The organism is Halobacterium jilantaiense, assembly GCF_900110535.1.
In the GTDB taxonomy this organism is placed as follows: Archaea; Halobacteriota; Halobacteria; order Halobacteriales; family Halobacteriaceae; genus Halobacterium; species Halobacterium jilantaiense.
This window is the reverse complement of sequence record NZ_FOJA01000001.1, coordinates 1,897,953-1,915,619: the sequence shown is the minus strand read 5'-3', so window position 1 is coordinate 1,915,619 and position 17,667 is coordinate 1,897,953. Positions and strand designations below refer to the sequence as shown.

22 protein-coding genes are annotated in these 17,667 nt (G+C 69.1%); 13 read left to right on the top strand and 9 right to left on the bottom strand.

Going from position 1 to position 17,667, the window contains the following annotated elements; all coding sequences use genetic code 11:
- Positions 1-95 precede the first annotated feature (95 nt).
- Positions 96-1,007 (bottom strand): serine/threonine-protein kinase Rio1, encoded by a 912-nt coding sequence (gene rio1 / locus BMW35_RS09835; RefSeq protein ID WP_089669269.1) that lies wholly within the window; start codon positions 1,005-1,007, stop codon positions 96-98.
- Between the two features lie 138 nt (positions 1,008-1,145).
- On the opposite strand from rio1, the gene BMW35_RS09830 reads away from it, so the two are divergent.
- Both BMW35_RS09830 and BMW35_RS09825 read left to right on the top strand, forming a co-directional pair.
- Complete coding sequence (locus BMW35_RS09830; RefSeq protein WP_089669268.1) at positions 1,146-1,799, top strand: SatD family protein; 654 nt, start codon at positions 1,146-1,148, stop codon at positions 1,797-1,799.
- Entirely contained in the window at positions 1,796-2,173 is a 378-nt protein-coding gene (locus tag BMW35_RS09825; RefSeq protein ID WP_089669267.1) for a hypothetical protein, read from the top strand. Before BMW35_RS09830 ends, BMW35_RS09825 begins: the two co-directional genes overlap by 4 nt.
- Positions 2,174-2,176: 3 nt before the next feature.
- Here BMW35_RS09825 and eif1A read toward each other — a convergent pair whose 3' ends face one another.
- Complete coding sequence (eif1A, locus tag BMW35_RS09820) at positions 2,177-2,464, bottom strand: translation initiation factor eIF-1A (RefSeq protein ID WP_089669266.1); 288 nt, start codon at positions 2,462-2,464, stop codon at positions 2,177-2,179.
- 98 nt (positions 2,465-2,562) lie between these two features.
- On the opposite strand from eif1A, the gene BMW35_RS09815 reads away from it, so the two are divergent.
- Positions 2,563-2,742, top strand: a complete 180-nt coding sequence (locus tag BMW35_RS09815; RefSeq protein ID WP_089669265.1) for a DUF7470 family protein — start codon at positions 2,563-2,565, stop codon at positions 2,740-2,742.
- Positions 2,743-2,876: 134 nt separating this feature from the next.
- On the opposite strand, the gene BMW35_RS09810 is transcribed toward BMW35_RS09815, so the two are convergent.
- The 3 genes from BMW35_RS09810 to BMW35_RS09800 all read right to left on the bottom strand — a co-directional run bounded on the left by BMW35_RS09810 (position 2,877) and on the right by BMW35_RS09800 (position 5,260).
- A complete protein-coding gene (locus tag BMW35_RS09810; RefSeq protein WP_143052181.1) occupies positions 2,877-3,314 on the bottom strand; it encodes a hypothetical protein in 438 nt (145 codons plus the stop codon).
- Entirely contained in the window at positions 3,272-3,895 is a 624-nt protein-coding gene (locus tag BMW35_RS15355; protein ID WP_143052180.1) for an NUDIX hydrolase, read from the bottom strand. Before BMW35_RS15355 ends, BMW35_RS09810 begins: the two co-directional genes overlap by 43 nt.
- Before the next feature lie 381 nt (positions 3,896-4,276).
- The gene (locus BMW35_RS09800; RefSeq protein WP_089669262.1) at positions 4,277-5,260 is read right to left on the bottom strand and encodes a tyrosine--tRNA ligase; all 984 of its coding nucleotides are present in this window, start codon (positions 5,258-5,260) and stop codon (positions 4,277-4,279) included.
- 131 nt (positions 5,261-5,391) lie between these two features.
- Here BMW35_RS09800 and BMW35_RS09795 point away from each other — a divergent pair, with 131 nt between their 5' ends.
- The gene (locus tag BMW35_RS09795) at positions 5,392-6,345 is read left to right on the top strand and encodes a phosphotransferase (protein ID WP_089669261.1); all 954 of its coding nucleotides are present in this window, start codon (positions 5,392-5,394) and stop codon (positions 6,343-6,345) included.
- 36 nt (positions 6,346-6,381) lie between these two features.
- On the opposite strand, the gene BMW35_RS09790 is transcribed toward BMW35_RS09795, so the two are convergent.
- Complete coding sequence (locus BMW35_RS09790; protein WP_089669260.1) at positions 6,382-8,349, bottom strand: DUF460 domain-containing protein; 1,968 nt, start codon at positions 8,347-8,349, stop codon at positions 6,382-6,384.
- Between the two features lie 149 nt (positions 8,350-8,498).
- On the opposite strand from BMW35_RS09790, the gene BMW35_RS09785 reads away from it, so the two are divergent.
- The 3 genes from BMW35_RS09785 (at position 8,499) to BMW35_RS09775 (ending at position 9,880) form a co-directional block, all read left to right on the top strand.
- On the top strand, positions 8,499-8,912 hold the full coding sequence (locus BMW35_RS09785) for a DUF7344 domain-containing protein (protein WP_089669259.1): 414 nt from the start codon (positions 8,499-8,501) through the stop codon (positions 8,910-8,912).
- Positions 8,909-9,601 (top strand): DICT sensory domain-containing protein, encoded by a 693-nt coding sequence (locus tag BMW35_RS09780; protein WP_089669258.1) that lies wholly within the window; start codon positions 8,909-8,911, stop codon positions 9,599-9,601. The genes BMW35_RS09785 and BMW35_RS09780 overlap by 4 nt, the downstream gene beginning before the upstream one ends.
- Before the next feature lie 72 nt (positions 9,602-9,673).
- Positions 9,674-9,880 (top strand): glycine zipper 2TM domain-containing protein, encoded by a 207-nt coding sequence (locus BMW35_RS09775; RefSeq protein WP_089669257.1) that lies wholly within the window; start codon positions 9,674-9,676, stop codon positions 9,878-9,880.
- A 4-nt stretch (positions 9,881-9,884) separates the two neighbouring features.
- Here BMW35_RS09775 and rnz read toward each other — a convergent pair whose 3' ends face one another.
- A complete protein-coding gene (rnz, locus tag BMW35_RS09770) occupies positions 9,885-10,811 on the bottom strand; it encodes a ribonuclease Z (RefSeq protein WP_089669256.1) in 927 nt (308 codons plus the stop codon).
- A 290-nt stretch (positions 10,812-11,101) separates the two neighbouring features.
- Between rnz and BMW35_RS09765 the strand changes: the two genes are divergently transcribed.
- Genes BMW35_RS09765 through BMW35_RS09755 form a run of 3 tightly spaced genes read left to right on the top strand, consistent with a single transcriptional unit; the run spans position 11,102 to position 14,187 of the window.
- Positions 11,102-12,739, top strand: a complete 1,638-nt coding sequence (locus BMW35_RS09765) for a DUF7282 domain-containing protein (protein ID WP_089669255.1) — start codon at positions 11,102-11,104, stop codon at positions 12,737-12,739.
- Positions 12,740-12,798: 59 nt separating this feature from the next.
- A complete protein-coding gene (locus BMW35_RS09760; RefSeq protein ID WP_089669254.1) occupies positions 12,799-13,803 on the top strand; it encodes an AAA family ATPase in 1,005 nt (334 codons plus the stop codon).
- 30 nt (positions 13,804-13,833) lie between these two features.
- Positions 13,834-14,187, top strand: coding sequence for a hypothetical protein (locus BMW35_RS09755; protein ID WP_089669253.1), 354 nt, complete (start codon positions 13,834-13,836; stop codon positions 14,185-14,187).
- Here BMW35_RS09755 and BMW35_RS09750 read toward each other — a convergent pair whose 3' ends face one another.
- The gene (locus BMW35_RS09750; RefSeq protein WP_089669252.1) at positions 14,188-15,162 is read right to left on the bottom strand and encodes a TIGR01177 family methyltransferase; all 975 of its coding nucleotides are present in this window, start codon (positions 15,160-15,162) and stop codon (positions 14,188-14,190) included. It lies immediately after the preceding gene.
- Between the two features lie 114 nt (positions 15,163-15,276).
- Between BMW35_RS09750 and BMW35_RS09745 the strand changes: the two genes are divergently transcribed.
- Genes BMW35_RS09745 through BMW35_RS09735 form a run of 3 tightly spaced genes read left to right on the top strand, consistent with a single transcriptional unit; the run spans position 15,277 to position 16,696 of the window.
- Complete coding sequence (locus tag BMW35_RS09745) at positions 15,277-15,837, top strand: TATA-box-binding protein (RefSeq protein WP_089669251.1); 561 nt, start codon at positions 15,277-15,279, stop codon at positions 15,835-15,837.
- 6 nt (positions 15,838-15,843) lie between these two features.
- Positions 15,844-16,266, top strand: coding sequence for a DUF7473 family protein (locus tag BMW35_RS09740; RefSeq protein ID WP_245708161.1), 423 nt, complete (start codon positions 15,844-15,846; stop codon positions 16,264-16,266).
- Positions 16,267-16,324: 58 nt separating this feature from the next.
- Positions 16,325-16,696, top strand: a complete 372-nt coding sequence (locus BMW35_RS09735) for a hypothetical protein (RefSeq protein ID WP_089669250.1) — start codon at positions 16,325-16,327, stop codon at positions 16,694-16,696.
- A gap of 18 nt (positions 16,697-16,714) precedes the next feature.
- Here the strand turns inward: BMW35_RS09735 and hisG are convergent, their stop codons facing one another.
- Entirely contained in the window at positions 16,715-17,563 is an 849-nt protein-coding gene (gene hisG, locus BMW35_RS09730; RefSeq protein ID WP_089669249.1) for an ATP phosphoribosyltransferase, read from the bottom strand.
- Between the last annotated feature and the right edge of the window lie 104 nt (positions 17,564-17,667).

Below are 17,667 nucleotides of genomic sequence, written 5' to 3'. Positions count from 1 at the left end.
GGGGACGCCAGCGCCAGCCGCAGGGAGCGGTCTGCATACTCCGGACTGCGGGCAGCACGCCAAAAATGGTTTCGGTGGGGCTCGGCGCGCCCGAGTCAGGCCTCGTCGTCCGGTGCCATACCGTCCCGTTCGCCGGCCTCCGTGTCCTCCTCCGAGCGCGGGTTCGCGTGCTCGCGGACGTACGTCAGGAGGTCGTCGGGGTCGGCGTCCGCGCCCTGCCGCGCGAAGAAGTTCGCGACGTTCCGGCAGTCCCGCTCCAGCAGGTCGGCGCTGCTCGGGTGGTGGACGGTCACCGCTTGCCCGACATCGATGACGACCAGTTCGCCCTCGTAGACGACGACGTTGTACTCCGAGAGGTCGCCGTGGACCAGCCCCGCGTCGTACAGCCGCCGCACGTACTCGCGGACAACCTCGTACGCCATCTGGGGGTTCTCGACCGTCACGTCGCTGAGCTTCGACGCGGCGTCGCCCTCCCTGCCGATGAGCTCCATCACGAGGACGTTCCGCTGGACCGCCAGCGGCTCGGGAACCCGCACGCCCGCCGTCTTCGCGCGCTGGAGATTCGAGAACTCCTTGCGCGTCCACGACAGCACGACCGCCTTCTTGTCGCCGCGCAGCCCCTCGAAGCGCGGGTCGCCCTCCAGATAGTCCCGCATCTGCTTGAAGTTCGAGGCGTTGATGCGGTAGACCTTCGTCGCCACGTCGCCGCCCTCGCCGTCCAACGCCTCGTAGACGTTCGCCTCCTTCCCCGTGGAGATTGGGCCGCCCATCGCTCCCAGGTGGCCGTCCTGCACGAGCTTGTAGATGGCCGCGTACGTCGCGTCGTCGAACGCGCCGTCGTCGAGTTTGAACTGTTCGGTGTCCTTCAGCCGCTTCCGGAACTCGGCGAACTCGCGGTCCTGCTCGCGGGCGATACGGTCGGCCTCGGTGTCCCGGACGTCAATCTCCTCGAACTCGTCGCCGGGCGCTCCCTCGGTCTCCTCGGTCAGCCCGTAGTCCCCGCTCATTTGTCGGGCGAACGGCCCCCAGCCCAAAGACGCATTCGGTCCCGAACGTATTTATACCAGCGACGGACAGAGCACAGTGTTGAGACACTGTATTTCAGAATACAGTACCAGAGCACGGTACGAACCCGAATATAGTATATGAGTCCTTCGGAATCATCGGGGTCGTACGTCGTCGTCGGCGACGTCGTCGGCTCCCGGGCTATCGACGACCGGGATACGTTCGGTCGAGCGCTCGACGACGCGCTCGCGACCGTCAACCACCAGTACGCCGGCAGCGTGCGCGCCGACGTCGTCACGGTGAAAGGCGTCGACGAGGTCGCCGGTGTCCTCGACCACCCCCGCGACGTCTACGGCGTCGTCAAGACCGTCCACGACGAGATACACCCCGACCAGGTTCGGTTCGGCGTCGCTCACGGCGCAATCGACGTCAACCCCGACAGCGCGGACGTCACGACGATGGACGGGCCGGCGTTCCACCACGCGAACGAACTGCTGGAGTGGGTCGAACGCCGCGGCAGCCTGTTCGCGTTCGAGGGACGGTATCCGGCCGTGGACGGACTCGTGTCCAGCACCGTCAACCTGATTCTGACGCTGCGGGAGGACTGGACCGACCCCCAGTTCGAGGCCGTCCGGGCCAGAGAACGCGCGTCCTCGCAACAGGAGGCTGCCGACCAACTCGACATCGGCCAGCAGACGGTCTCGGACAGGCTCCAGCGCGCCCACTGGAATCGCGTGACGCAGGCCGAGGACACGGTGCGCGAAATCCTGGCGGGCTACGAGGACGGCTCGTGACGCTCGAAACGGTCCTGTTCTGGCTCTGGACGCCAGTGGTGTACGGGTACACGTACGTCCTCACGCTCGCGACCAGCACGTGGGTCGTCGAGCGGGCGCTCGAACACGCGAACGCCGACGAAGCCCTCGAGGACGACGACGGGCGGCGCGACACCGGGACGGTCATCGGGAAACTCGAGAACGTCCTCGTGCTCACACTCATCTTCGCCGGGGCCTACACCGCGCTCGCCGTCCTGTTCGCCGCGAAGTCCCTGGTACGCATCGAGGACACCGGCACGGAGGACTCCACGTACTACCTCACTGGTACGCTGGCGAACTTCACGTGGGCGACGCTACTGGGGACCGTCGCAGTCGCCGTCGCAAACGCCGTCTAGAAGTTACTCGATGTGGCCTTCTTCGCGGAGCTGGTCAGCGTCGCTCTTCTCGTAGCGCCACGTCACGTCCGCTTTGTCGTCCTGCCAGTCCCACGGCTCCACGAGCACCACGTCGTCCTCGCGAATCCAGATTCGCTTCTGCATCCGCCCCGGGATGCGCGCCGTCCGCTCCTTTCCGTCCGCACACCGCACCTGGACGCGGTTCGCGCCGAGCATGTCCGTGACCTCCGCGAAGACTTCGTCGTCCTCGGGCATTCGGAGATTCTTGCGTCCGCCGTCGTCCTCGCTCATAGGCCGCGGTTGGACAGCGAGTGATTTAAACCCCACCACTCCGCGGCATTCGACCGCCGACCAGCAGGCTTACCACCGCCGCTGGGCGTGCCTGAGGTATGTTCGACAAACTCGGGCTGTCGGGAGTCTTCGGACTGGTGTTGATGGTCGCGGGCGTCGCCGTCGTCGCCTGGAAAGCGCCCGTCGTCGCGGCCGGTCTCACGGCCGTCCTCGTCGGGCTCGCGCTCGTCGCGCGCGGCGCTGTGCAGTCGGTGATGGGCATGTTCGGGATGGCGTAATCGCGTCCGCCGCACGCAGCGAGAACGCAGGCCCGCGGCAGGACGCAAAGTGCGCCCCTCGCTCGCCGGTCGCGGCCGGCGAGCCGCGAGCGCGCGGCAATCGCAGGTAGTCGTCGGCGACCGCTCGGGTCTCGCTAGTCGAGGAACAGTTCGGCGTCTGCGCGCATATTCCCATCCGTCACGCCGTCGGGGACCTCCGCGTACCAGTCGGCGGTCTCGGCCTCGCGGTTCGGCACCTCCGCCGGGAGCGTCCCGTCCCCGGTGGGTGACGCGGCGTACACAACGTCGTAAGCGACGGCCTGCTCACCGTCGTCGCTGGTGGAGTCTTTCCGGCGTATGCGGACGAGCGCGTCGAGTTCGACGTCGATACCGAGCAGCGCCTCCGCGGCGGTGTTTGCGCCGCCGGCGAAGTCGCCGTCGGGTTCCACCGGGAACCACGGGAGCATCGGTCCGTGGTCGAACTCGGCGAACGCGACCGCGCCGTCGTCGTTCGTGACTGCGACGGCGGCGACGCCGGCGTGGTCACGGTTCATCTCGAAGTGCGAGTCGTCCTCGACCGCCTGGTAGTCCACGCCCTCGGCGTCGGCGAACGCGGCCGGGTCGGTGAGCGACTCGGTCGGGTCGGCGCTAGTCGACGCCGTGGCCGCGATGCGTTCGATGTCGGCTGCGACGACCTCGGGGCGTCGTCTGGCGCGGCGTCGCGCCACGCGAGGTCGGCGTCGTCAGCCTCGCTCTCGGGGTCGTCCGGGATTCGGGTGTCGGGAGTGGCCCACAGGAGGACGTTCCAGACCGCCGTCTCGCGGTCGTCGTCGGCGACGGTGAAGGTGCGCCGGCGGGCGTGCAGGACGCCCGAGATGGAGAGGTGTGTCCCGGTCAGTGCCGCGAACTCGCGGTCGGCGACGGCGAGGGCGTCCTCGTCGTCTGGCACCTCGAAGGCGGGCGGCGTCCAGCCGTGGTGGCCGTCGTCGTAGAGGAGGACGCCGCGGCCGTCCGCGACGCCGACGACGACCCGGTCGGTCCACGCCTCGGCGGCGTCGAAGTCCGCAGCGTCGATTGGTTCGGTGCGAGTCTCGACGGCGAGGTCGGGATGGTCGAGCAGCGATTCGAGGTCGGACAGCGAGTCGATGTGGACGAGTGAGTCAGGGCCAGTCATGGGTGGTCGGAGTCTCCGGAGCCGCCAGCGGTGCGGAGAGCCGTCTGTGGGTCGAGCGGCGGTACTCGGACGGCAGCGAGGTGACCGACAGTCGACAGTGCAATCGCCGTCGCTGTCTGGAGCGACCACGGTGACGTCCGGACCTCGCCGCGCTCGAATCCGCCCGGCTCGGAGCCGGAGCAGCAGCTACACGAAACTGTTAGAAGAAAGCACTGATTTAATTACAGCTGCTTCAGTTATTGATAATACTCGGCCCGTGCACAAATGGCTTTTTCCGGTTTTGCTTACAGGTCTGCGGCGGCGACCCGTTCGGTCTCCGTCACCTCGCCGTCCTCGTCGACGGTCACGCGGAGCGCCGTCTCGGCACCCCCGGTGGAGTCGTCACTCGCCGCGAATCTCGCGGAGTCGCTCGCGACCCGGTTCGATGAGTTCGTCGAGGGCCGACGCCAGCGCGCCCTTCGCGTCCGCCGGGTGGAGTTCGCCGGATTCGAGGTCCGCGGCCAGCGCCTCGTACGCCTCGTAGACGAGGTCGCCGCCGTACTCGTCGGGGCGCTCCACCACGACCTCCTCGAACCGCGGGAAGACGTGGTACTGGAACAGCTCCAGCACCGGATGCACTTTCTCGCCCTCGGGGTCGCGAGTCGGCGGGCAGAACGCCTGATTCACCTTCTCTTCGAGGTCCTCGGTGGAGTCCTCCATGGAGATTGTGACGCCCTCGCTGGAACTCATCTTCCCCTCGCCGGAGCCCAGGTCGCCGATGATGGGCGTGTGCAACACCGGGCGCTTCTCGTAGCCGACGCTCGGCAGCTCCTCGCGGGCGAGCATGTGGACCTTCCGCTGGTCCATCCCGCCGATGGCGAGGTCGAGGTCGAGGTACTCGATGTCGAGGGCCTGCATCAGCGGGTAGACGACGTGACTGACCTTCGGCGTCTCCCCGCTCTGAATCTCGGCCATCGCTCGCTGCGCGCGCTTCAGGGAGGTCTCGACCTGCATCGCGTGCAGGTCGAGTTCGTAGTCCTCGTCGAGCTGGAACGACGACCCGAGGACGAACTCGGTCTGGTCCTCGTCGAGGCCGTACGCGAGGAACTGCTCTTTCATCTGGTCGGCCGTCGCCCGAATCTCCTCGAAGCTCCCCTTGTCGTTGAGGTAGGCGTGGACGTCCGCCAGCAGCACCACGACCTCCATCCCCGCGTCCTGGAGGTCCATCAGCTTGTTCGCCGTCAGCAGGTGTCCGAGGTGGAGCACGCCGGAGGGCTCGTAGCCGACGTACACCCGCTCGCCCTCGGGGTCCTCGGCCAGTTCCCGCACCTCCTCCTCGGTCACGACCTCCGCCGTGTTCCGAGTGATGCGCTCGTAAGCGTCCATACGCCCGGAGACTCGGGCCGCGGGGTTAAGCGGTGCGGAAGTCTGTGAACGGTTCGAACGGACGAGTCCCGACACGGCAGTGGACCGAACCCCCGAAAGCCGTAACCGGTCGGTTCCCGAACCGCGAGCCGATGGACGACACGGTCGCTGCGATTGCGGAACGCGACCTCGGCGCACCGCCGGACGACGTTGCACCGGTCGCCGAAGGCCTCCAGCACGAGACGTACGTCCTCACGGTCGACAGTCGAGGCTACGTGCTCCAGTTCGCGGCGTCCGAAGACGGGCGAGACGTGGACTCGCTCGCCCGTGGACTCCACTGGTACGTCGCACTCCGGGAGACCGATATTCCGGTCCCGCGAGTGGTCAGCGAGCGCGTCGCCGAGTTCGACGGCCGGCGGTACGTGCTCGTCGAGAAGCTTCCGGGGACGACCGGCGAGCGGGACGTCTCCCCGGCACGCACGCGGAACGCGGCCGCCACCCTCGCGACGGTTCACGACCACGCCGCGTTCGACACCGCCGGCGCGCTGGTGGGAGAGGGAAGCAAGCTGTCCGTCCGAGCGTGCGGCGACGCGACGTTCCGCGAGCGGGTCCAGCGCGAGGTTTCAGAGAGCGCCGGACACCTCAGGGACGCCGGACTGGGGTCGATTGCCGACGGCTTGGAGGGCGTTCTCGACGAGTTCGCCGACCGCCTCCCGGAGTCGTTCGGCCCGGTGCTCTGCCACGGCGACTTCTCGCCGGACAACGTGCTGTTCCGCGGCGACGAGGTGGTCGGAGTGCTGGACTTCGACCGTGCCCACGCGGGTCGTGCCGGGTGGGACCTCGCGGCGGCCGCGAACGCGTTCTGGATGCACGACCCGACCGCCGACTGGTGCGTCAGGGAGACATTCTACGAGGGGTACCGGGCGGTGCGGCCGGTCGCCGGGTCTTTCGACCGCTGCGAGCCGCTGTACCGGGCGGCGACGCTCGCTCGACTCGTCGCGGGCATGCTCGCGCTCGACGAGCTATCCGCGTACGAGCGGGATTTCTACGCCGAACGCCTCCAGAACGCGGTTGGACGGGCGAGCCGAGAACTAGGCAGGCAGTGAGTCTGTGAGCGGAGCGTTGCGGTCGAGCCGAGACAGTCAGTCCCTATCCGCGCGGTGTTCAGAGATAATGGAGTCGACCATCGTCTCCTTCTGCTCGCGTTCGCGCTCGGCCTTCCGCTGCTTCCAGTCCTCGACGACGGACTCGACCTCGGACTCGTTGGCGATGGCGAGTTCGTCGACTTCGCGGATGGTGACGGCGTCGGCGGGGCCGACGGGAATCTCGTGGTCGAACAGCACCTCGTCGGCGGCGTCAGAGAGGCCGCCCGACCGCAGGACGACGCGGGGGTCGAAGCCGGCGAGGAGTTCGGCAGTGCGGCGGCCCGCGCCGGAGGCGTCGCGGAGGTAGACGACGTCGCCGCTGGCGATGCCATACTCGTCGTCGGCCGTCTCGATGGCGTCGACCGTGAACTGGTCGACGGGCTTGACGGCGACGAGGTCGCGGCCCTCGCCGCCGACGTCGCCGAGGTTCGAGTGGTCGAGCTTCCAGAGGTCTTTCAGGCGCTCCAGTTTGGCTTCGAGGCTGTCGGCGCGCTCGCGCTGCTCTTCGAGTTCGGTCTCCAGTCGGTCGTTCTCCCACTCCAGTTGGGTGACTTCGCGGCGCTCGCGGGCTTCCTGACGTTCCTCGCGGCGGGCCTCCGAGAGCTCTTCCTCGTACTCTTCGAGTTTGTCGTCTTTCTCGTCGAGTTCGGCTTCGAGGTCGGAGACGTGGGTCTGGAGGCGTTCGACCTGCGCTTCGAGGTCCCTGATGCGACGCTCGTCGTCCGTGAGTTCGCGGGGTTCGTGGGTGGACTCCTCGGGCTCGGGCTCGTCGGTCTCGGTGAGGTCCGAGAGGACGCCCTGGAGGGACTCGCCGGCGAGCACGCGCGCGGCGACCTCGCCCTCGTCGAGGTCGTGGGGCGTCTCCCGGGTGGCGCGCTCGATGGTCTCCCGGTAGTGGTCGTAGGCGTAGAGGGCGGCGGCCATCGCGTCCCGCTGGTGGTCGTCGTCGTACCCCTCCTCGCGGGTGCGGTGCTGTTTCTCGTCGACCGGGAGGTCCGAGTCGGGCACCCAGCCCGGGGCGTCGAAGCTCGCCGCGATCTTCTCGACGGTGTTCGGCATCGGGGTGACATCGGCCGCGACGAGCGCGGGACGGCCGCGCTCGATGATCCACTCGATGACCTCGGCGGTGTCCGCCGTCCGGGTGCTCATCACGTCGAGCACGTGGCCGTCGAGACCGACGAGGGCGACGGCCGTCGTCGTGCCGGGGTCGACGCCGACGAGCACGCGGTCCCGGCGGCGGGCGAGCGGCCGGAAATCGATGCCGTCCCGCCGCACCGGCTCGACCTCCACGCGGGTGTCGCCGGCGCGGTGCTCGCCCACCGGGATGTCCTCGGGGCGCGCCTGCACGGTGAAGACGGCGTTGGCGTACCCGCCGTACTTCTCCGTGACCTCCCGGTCGTAGTCGAGGCCGGCGTCGTCGAGCTTCGACTCGACGTTCCGCGACTCCCGCTTGACAGCGCCGTGGATGCGGCGCGTGAAGCGGTCCTCGCTCCAGCCGCCACCGCCGCCCGTCGACCGCCCGCGCGAGACCTTGATTTCGGTCTCGTCGGTGAACGCCGACACCTCGTAGCCGACGTTCCGGGCGGCCAGCCGGGCGGCGGCCTCCGCCTCTTCCATCGCGGGCTTGCCGTACGGGACGCCGTGGCGTTTCGCCACCCGGGAGAGGGGTTCGGGGCGCTCGTCGCCGGTCACCTGCACGAGCTTCGTCGTCTCGGGCAGCCGCCGGAGCAGGTGGACGAGCTGGTCCTTGTCGGCGGCCAGCTCGTACATGTTGTCGGTCGCGAGAATGGCGGGCTCGCGGTCGTGGACCAGCCGCAGCAGCTTGCGTCGCGTGACGACGTCGCGCTCTATCGTCTCGCCGTCGAAGACGACCAGCGCGTAGGAGGGCGCGTCGCCGCGCACGTCGCCGCTCTGCACGTCGACCCCGAAGACGAGAGCGTCGAGGGCGCTCGTGCGTGTACTCACGTCCGGAGGTAGGGAGCGACCGACCATAAGTGCATGGCGGCCCGGAGATGCGACAGACGCACCGACATCCGGACCGCTGCTGGGGAACCCCCTGTTCGGGTTGCACGAGAGCCACTACGACTATGTACCTCGTTACCGTACCGGCAGCTATGGGTGGTGACGACAGCCCCGTCTACTCGCTCCCGGATGCCGACGACTGGCGCCCGAGCAGCGGCTCCGGGGACGTAGCGCCGCCCCCGGACGCCCTCTTCGGTGCGCTCGCAGACGCCACGAGACGCCGCGTGCTCTGGTACCTCCTCGACGAGTCGCCGGCCGCCGTCGACGAGCTCGCCGACGTGCTCGCCGGCTGGCGGCTCGGCGACCAGCACACGGTCGGCCCCGACGAACACGACAGTGTCGTCGCCGCGCTCCACCACACCCACCTCCCGATTCTGAACGACGCCGGTCTCGTCGACTACGACGACGACGATACCACGGCGGCGGCGACGCCGCTGGCCCCCGTCGTCGAGGACACGGTCCGCTTCGCGTGTGCGTACGACGCCGCGTTCACGGGGCGACGATGAGTCCCGGCGGCGTCATCGAAGCGGCGATCGAGCGCCGGAAGACGCTCGTGCACTACGCGCCCGACCCCGGCGACCTCTCCGAGCGGTTCGTCGCCCGGAACGTCGACGTGACGTTCCGCGAACTCCCGCCGGGCGGCCCCGGGCCGTTCGTGACGGTCCGAGAGGACGACGACTTCCAGGGCGCGGTCAGCGTCGAGAGTCTGGAGGTCCTGCTCGCGCCCCCGCACGCATCGGCGTTCGACCACGACGACGTCTCGCCCACGTACGGCGCGCTGCTGGAGCTGCTCGACGACACCGTGTTCGCGTCGCTCTCGCGCCGCCAGCTCCTCGCCACGACCAGAGAGTTCGAGGACCGGGCGTGGCGGGCGGGCGACGGTCTCCTGCACGTCGGCTTCCAGACCACCGAGGCCCTCGAACCGCAGCGCGCGCTGTACCGCAGGCTCGCCGCCGAGACCGACCTCGACGTCCACGTCCACTTCACGGGCGACAGCGTCGACCTGGACGACATCACGGTCCACGAGGACAGCGAGTGCGCTGCCGACTACTGGTTCGTGGCGTTCGACGGGCCCGACGACAGCCAGTGTGCGCTCGTCGCCGAGCAGCGCGACGAGAACGACTACGAGGGCGCGTGGACGTACGACCCGGACCTCGTCGCGGGCGTCCTCGAAGACGTGACGGCCGGCGCGTAGCGACACCGACCGCGTGTCCGACCTGTCGGAACTGCAGACAGCTTTTTACCAGTTGCCTGCGAAAGGTCAGATATGAAGAACCGAGTCACCACCGCGGTCACGAGAGCGAAGTACGCGGCCGTCGGCGCGGCGGTCGGGGCCGCCGTCGGGGGCCTCCTGAGCCGGAACGCCGCCAGCACGGGCGGCGGCATCGGGGCGCTCGCCGGTGCCACCATCGGGGAGAAACGGACGGAAGCCACCGAGCTGGTCGAGAAAGTCAAGGGCGCGGACGCGGACTGACGGGCTACTCGTCGTCCGGGAACGGGACCTCGTACTCGAGGCCGTCGTGGGCGACGAACGCGTCGCCGCCGAAGCCCGACGCCCCCTCGCTGATTTCTCTGGCGTCGCCCGCGTACCGCGAGGAGACGTGCGTGAGCGCGAGCGCCCTCGCGCCAGCCCGTGACGCCACGTCTGCGGCCTCGCCGGCCGTCGAGTGGCCGGTCTCCGCGGCGCGCTCGCTGGCGTCGTTCGCGAACGTCGCGTCGTGAATCAGGAGGTCCGCGTCCTCCGCGGCCGACACCACGGCGTCGTGGGGCCGCGTGTCGCCGGTGTAGACCAGTTTGCGGCCCGGCCGGGGGTCGCCGACGACCTGCTCGGGTCGGACGACCGTGCCGTCGTCGAGTTCGACCGGCTGGCCGTCGTGGAGCTTCGAGAACTTCGGACCGACCGGCACGCCCAGTTCCTCCGCGCGGTCCCGGTCGAAGCGCCCCTTCCGATCGTCCTCGACGAGCGCGTACCCGACGGAGGCGGTGCGGTGGTCGGTCGTGAACGCCCGCACCTCGAACTCCGGGAAGTCCAGGACGGTCTCGCCGGCGCTCACCTCGCTGACGCGCACCGGGTAGCCGACGTCACCGCCCACGGAGAACACGAGGTCCTCGACGCCCGCGCCGAGCCCCCGGGGAACGTGGATGGTTAGCGGGTCCGTTCGGTCGTTGAAATCCCACGTGTGGACGAGCCCCGGCAGCCCGAAGACGTGGTCGCCGTGGCCGTGCGTGACGAACACGTCCGAGACGTCGAAGCCCGTGTTGAACCGCATCATCTGGCGCTGGGTCGCCTCCCCGGCGTCGAAGAGGAACGCGTCCCCGTTCCGGCGCACGAACACCGAACTGGGGTTGCGTTCCGTCGTCGGGACTGCGCCACTCGTCCCGAGGAAGGTGACACTGAGAGTCATACGGTCTCCTGAGGCGGCCGCGCGCAAAACGACACCGATACTGCGACTGAACGCCCCGGGACCGGCTGGGCTGCCGCGAGAGCGGCGCTCGGTCCGCGTACGCCGACGCTATCACCGAGTACGTTCGGCTTGTCGAGCGACCGCTCCCGGACTGTCCACGATCCCCGATTCGACCGCGAAACCTCTCCGGCGTACGCCGAGGTTTCGGGGAGTAGCAACCCTGTATAGTTCGTAATCTGGATTAACTATCTGTCCGGTTTATTCGGGTCGCGGCCGACTGTTCGGGCTGCATGGCACGTACACGAACCATCGGCGTCCTTCTCGTCGTGGGGACACTCCTCCTCTGGGGGGGTGCCGCGGCGGCGACAACGTCGCTCTCCGCGAGCGGCGGGGCCGTCGATACGGCGAGCACGGCACAGGTACAACAGCAGCAGGAAGAGAACGCGTCGGTCACGTTCGAGAACCAGACCGCCGAGAACGGGACCGTGACAGTCGCGAGCGTCACGGTGCCCGACGGCGGCTACGTGACCATCCACGACGACTCCCTGCGCGACGGGGACGCAACCGGCAGTGTCGTCGGCGTCTCCGAGTATCTCGAGCCGGGTACGCACGAGAACGTCACCGTGATGCTGTACGAGGACGTCCGCGGTGCGAACTTCGAGGTCGGCAGCCAGCCGAACGGAACGGAGACGCTGTTCGCCATGCCGCACATGGAGACCAGCGAGCAGATGGCGGACAACGAGACGACCACCACTACCGGCGACGGCGTCGGTGACAACGAAACTGAGACCACCACTGACGACGGGACCAACGACACCGAGACCACCACTGACGACGAGGCCAACGACACCGAGACCACCACTGACGACGAGGCCAACGACACCGAGACCACCACCGACGGTGGCGCGAACGACACCACGACGACCGCCGGCGCTGGTGACAACGAAACCACCACCGGCGGCGTCGGGGAGACGACGAGCGAGGAGAACGACACGCAGACCGCGAACGCCCAGCAGACGCAGGCGAACCAGACCTACGACTTCGTCGTGACCGACGGCCGGGAAGACGGCCCGTACACGGTCGACGGCGCGGTCGTGACGGACTCGGCCGAGGTCGATTTCTCGGCACCGGAGACTGACGACGGCGGGGGTGCCGGCGCGCCCGACGACACCGAGACGAACGAGACCGAGATGCAGGCCGGCAGCTCGTTCGTCGTCGAGTCCATCGAGGCACCCGCGCTCGCCGCCCCGAACGCGACCATCACGGTGAACGCCACCGTCTCGAACACCGCGGACGGGGACGCCACGGAAGACGTCGCGTTCCGGCTGGCGGGTGACGACGCCGACGTCGTCGTCCACCAGGACGTCAGCGTCGACGCCGGCGGGAACGAGACCGTCACGTTCGAGGTGAACGCCTCGGACGTCGGCGAGGGCGAGTACATCCACGGCGTCACCACGGAGAACTCCAGCGCGTTCGCGACCATCGAGGTCACGGGCGACGCGCAGGTGACGTTCGGCGACCAGGAAGGCGACGGTGAGAACGTCACCGTCGAGAGTGTCTACGTGCCCGAGGGCGGCTACGTCGCCGTCCACAACGACTCGCTGCTCGACGGCGACGCCGTCGGCAGCGTCGTCGGCGTCTCCGAGTACCTCGACGCCGGCGTCCACGAGAACGTCTCGGTGACGCTGTACGAGGGCGTCGAGGGCGCGGAGTTCGCGGACGACGCGGCCGCTGCGGACAACACCACGCTCGTCGCGATGCCCCACCAGGAGACCACTGGCGACGAGACCTACGACTTCGTCAGCAGTGAGGGCGAGGACGACGGTCCCTACGTCGTCGACGATGCAGCCGTCGTCGCCGTCGGGAACCTCACTGTCACCGGCGAGGGCGCGCCGAGCGGCGGCGACGAGGACGCGAGCGACAACTGACGAGCAGCGACACACCCCAACCGACTCTTTCTTTGCCCCGTGGCGGCTACCCGCGAGTGATGGACGAACCGCTCTGGATCGACGAGCACGCGCCGTCGCTGGCCGACCTCCCGCAGGAGAGCGTGCGGGACCGGCTGCGCGACGCCGTCGACGAGCCCGTGAACCTCGTCGTGTACGGGCCGCCGGGAGCCGGGAAGACGGCGGCGGTGCGCGCGCTCGCGGAAGCCGCCCACGAGGACCCCGACAACGACCTCGTGGAGCTGAACGTCGCGGACTTCTTCGGGATGACGAAGAAGGAGATCAGCGAGGACCCGCGGTTCGCGCCGTTCATCGACTCGAAGCGCCGCCGGAACTCCTCGAAGGCCGACCTCGTCAACCACGTGCTGAAGGAGACAGCGAGCTACTCGCCGGTCTCCGGCGGCTACAACACGATTCTGCTGGACAACGCCGAGGCGATTCGGGAGGACTTCCAGCAGGCGCTGCGGCGCGTGATGGAGCGCCACCACGAGGCGACGCAGTTCGTCATCGCGACCCGCCAGCCCTCGAAGCTGATTCCGCCGATTCAGTCGCGGTGTTTCCCGGTCTCCGTGCGAGCGCCGACCGTCGGCGAGACGACGAGCGTCCTCGAAGACATCGTCGAAGCCGAGGGCGTCGACTACGACGCGGACGGCGTAGAGTTCGTCGCCGGGTACGCCGACGGCGACCTCCGGGAGGCCGTGTTGAGCGCGCAGACGACCGCCGAACAGGAGGGCGAGGTGACGACGAACGCCGCCTACGAGACCCTCCAGGACGTCGGCAGCGACGACGCCGTCGAGTCGATGCTCGACGACGCGGAAGCCGGCGACTTCACGGACGCGCGCTCGACGCTCGACGACCTGCTCGTCGACGAGGGGATGAGCGGCGGCGAGGTGCTGGACGACCTGCTGTCGGTCGCCCGGTCCCGGTACTCGGGTGACGAGCTCGCCGAACTGTACGCGATGGCGGGCGACGTGGAGTTCGACCTCGCACAAGGCAACAGCGACCGCGTGCAACTCGGGCGGCTGCTCGCGGAACTCGGCCGGTAGCTTTTCGTCGGCCCGTCGCAGAGTCCACCTGTGTCACTCGCCGACTCCCTGGAGCGCGCCGGCGTCGTCGTCGGGACGATGGTGCTGTCGGCGCTCCCCGGCTCCATCCTCGTGACCGCCGTCGACAGCCGGGGGACGCCGTGGTGGGGGCCGCTCGTGGTGCTCGCGCCGGCGTTCGTGCTCGGGTGGGCGCTCGCGCACGACCGCCCGAGCTTCGACTACGACGACGTGTGGTTCGTCTGCCTGCTCGGCTACCTCCTGACCGTCGCCGGACTCGCCGTCTCCGGCGTGAGCGTCGACGACGACGGTGGGCTCGCGGTGCTCGCGGTCGGGGTCGCGGCCTACCTCCTCGCGGCCGGCGTGCGCTACTGGTGGCGGGACTGACTACGAGAGCACGAGGACGTACCTGACGAGCGACCGGTGGACGCGGCGCTCGAAGCGTGATTCGACCGTCCAGCCCGCGGCTTCGGCTTCCTCGCGCCAGTCGCGGTCGGCGACGAGCACGCAGCGGTCGGCGACCCGCCGGACCTCCGCGAGCGCGCCGCCGACGAGGTCTGCGAGGTCGTGGGTCTCGATTTTCGACTGGCGGCCGTAGGGCGCGTCGAAGACTGCAGCAGTCACGCTGTCGTCTCCGAGCGGGAGGCTGGTGGCGTCCGCGCGCGCCACCTCGAAGTCGTCGAGGAAGTGGGCGAGGTTCTGTCGCGCGCCACTGACCATCTTCGCCTGGGCGTCGGTGCCGACGGGTCGCGCACCGAGCAGTCCTGCTTCGATGAGGACACCGCCGGTGCCACACATCGGGTCGAGGACGCGGTCGCCGGCCTCGACGCGGGCGAGGTTGCAGACGGCGCGCGCGAGCAGCGGGTCCATGCTGCCCGGCTGGAAGAACGGCCGGTCGGTGGGCTTGCGGTCGCCGTAGTCTCGGACGGACTCGGCGGCGAGCCACGCGACGAAACAGGAGTCACCCGAGAATAGTGCGCGCAGTTCGTGGTCCGGGTCGTCGAGGTCGACCGCGAAGCCGGCGTCGACGAGCACGCCACCGAGTTCGCGTTCGGCGGCCTGCGTGTCGACGTCGGTGGTGTTGCGGACGTTCCGGGCGCGGACCGCGACCGTGCCGTCGCGGTCGGTGGGCGAGTCCTGAATGGCCGCCCGGAGCGCGTCCGCGGCGGCGGCGGTGTCGGCGTCCGCGGTGGCGACGTGCTCGCCCGCGCGGTGCGCGTACGCCAGCCCCCGGAAGCGGTCGGCGTCGAGGCTGCTCGCGGTGGCGACGCCGGGTGCGACCACGTCGGCGTCCGGGGCTGCGGCGCGGGCTTCGGCGGCGGCGAAGGCGTCGTCGTCGCCGCCGAGTTCGAGCACGAACACGGGTGAACTGGACGCCCGCTGGCAATCAGGCTGCCGGTGCCTGCAGGTATTTGAGGCACCACTCCCCGGACCACGAACCTTTATAAACCTTAAATACATGGTTTAAGTCGAACGATGACCGACCCCAAGGAAACCATCAACATTGAAAACGTGGTCGCCTCCACCGGAATCGGCCAGGAGCTCGACCTCCAGAGCGTCGCGATGGACCTCGAGGGCGCGGACTACGACCCCGAGCAGTTCCCCGGGCTCGTCTACCGCACTCAGGACCCCAAGAGCGCCGCACTCATCTTCCGCTCCGGCAAGATCGTCTGCACCGGCGCGAAGTCGACCGACGACGTCCACGAGAGCCTCCGCATCGTCTTCGACAAGCTCCGCGAGCTCTCCATCAAGGTCGAGGACGACCCCGAAATCGTCGTCCAGAACATCGTCACCTCGGCCGACCTCGGCCGCCAGCTCAACCTCAACGCCATCGCCATCGGCCTCGGCCTCGAGAACATCGAGTACGAGCCCGAGCAGTTCCCCGGTCTCGTCTACCGCCTCGACGAGCCCGAGGTCGTCGCGCTGCTGTTCGGCTCCGGGAAGCTCGTCATCACGGGCGGCAAGAAGCCCAAGGACGCCGAGCACGCCGTCGACAAGATCACGTCCCGGCTCGAAGAACTCGGCCTGCTCGAGTAACCGGCCGTGACCCCAGCAGCCACAGCGGTGCCGGCGGCAGCAGCCACAGCCGGCGTCGCCGCGACCGACGCCATCGTCGAACCGGCCACGGGCACGCTCCTCCAGTACGTCGCGACGTTCGTCGGCGGCTGGCTGCTGTTCGGGTTCACCGCGCACGCCGCCGCCACGTTCGTCCTCGGGGACGTCCCCTGGAAGCGGGGGTTCCTCGTCGGCCTCGCGCCCGCCGTGGTGACGGTCGCGCTCGTCCGCTTCAGCCCGCTGCTCATCGTCGCAATCGGGCTCGCGGCCGACTTCGCTGCCGTCCACGCCGTGTACCGCGTGCGCTACCGCACGACGGCGTTCGTCGTCGTGATGCACTACACGGTGTCGCTGGCGCTCGTGTTGCTCGGGGCGAACCTGCTGGCGCTGCTCGGCACCGCGCCCGGGTAGTCGCAGTCAGAGAGAACACCCATCCCCGTTTTTTGTCGGGTGTGTCGTGGCTACGCACATGGACGAGTACGACAGACAAGCTCTTCGCGCGAGTGCGCTGACGCTCGCGGCCGCCATCCTGGCGTACGCCGCCGCTTACGTCCACGACCCCGGCCCCGACGTCGCCGCCGTCTTCGCCATCGCGGCCGTGCTGGCGCTCGCGACCTACTACTTCCTCGACGAACCGAACGCGCTGGCCGCCGTCTGGGTCGCGCCGACCGCCGGCATCCTCGTGTCGCTGGCTGCAGAGACGCCCCACCAGATGCGGCTCGCCGCGCTCGGCCTCGCGGCAGTGAGCGTCGTGGGCATCGTCGCCTACCCGATGGCGGGGACAGTGGCGCGCATCGCCGCCCGCGCGAGACGACAGCTCCGCAACGCGAGCGACCAGTGAGTAGCCCGGACTGACGCGTTACTCGACGAGGCGCTCGATTTCGGTGACGAGGATGCCCGACGCCCCCACGTCTTTCAGGTCGTTGACGGCCTCGAAGACCGCGCGCTCCTCGACGACAGCGTGGACGGCGACCGTCCCGGGTTCGTCGACGTCCAGGACCGTCGGGCCGCCGAGCCCCGGCAGCACGTCTTTCACGTCGTCGAGGCGGTCCTCGGGCGCGTTCAACATCAGGTAGCGCTTGCCACTGGCGTCCAGCACCGACCGGAGCGCGGTCTCGACCTGCCGGACCTTCGGGTCGTCGCGGACGTCCTCGCGGGCGAACAGCCGCACCGAACTCTGGAGGACCTCGTCGACGATTCCGAGCCGGTTCACGCGCAGCGTCGTGCCCGTCGACGTGATGTCGACGATGGCGTCGGCCATCTCGACGTGCGGCGTGAGCTCGGTCGCGCCCGTGACCTCCACGATTTCGGGGTCGACGCCGAGGCCGTCGAAGTACTCCCGGGTGACCGTCGGGAACTCGGTGGCGACCGTCTTCCCGTCGAGGTCGCCGGGCTCGGCGATGTCGCCGTCCTCCGGGGCAGCGAGCACGAGCCGGCACTTCCCGAAGTCGAGGTCGAGGAGTTCGGCGACGTCGTCGACGCCGGACTCCCGGACCTGGTCGTAGCCCGTGATGCCGACGTCGGCAGCGCCGTCCGCGACGTACTCCGGGATGTCGGCGGCGCGCGCGTACAGCACGGTAATCTCCGGGTCGACGGTGTCGGCGTACAGCTGGCGGTCGGCACCGTTCTCGACGCCGATGCCGGCCCGGTCCAGGAGCTCCAGCGTGGGGTCGTGCAGGCGTCCCTTGTTGGGTACGGCGATTCGCATGCTGTCGGCTTCGCCGGGAGTCCAGAACTACCTTTGGGAAGCGGGCGTCGCCGGCAGCGGCCGCGACAGTGGTTTGAAGCGGTCGGGGGCCGGAGTCGACGCGT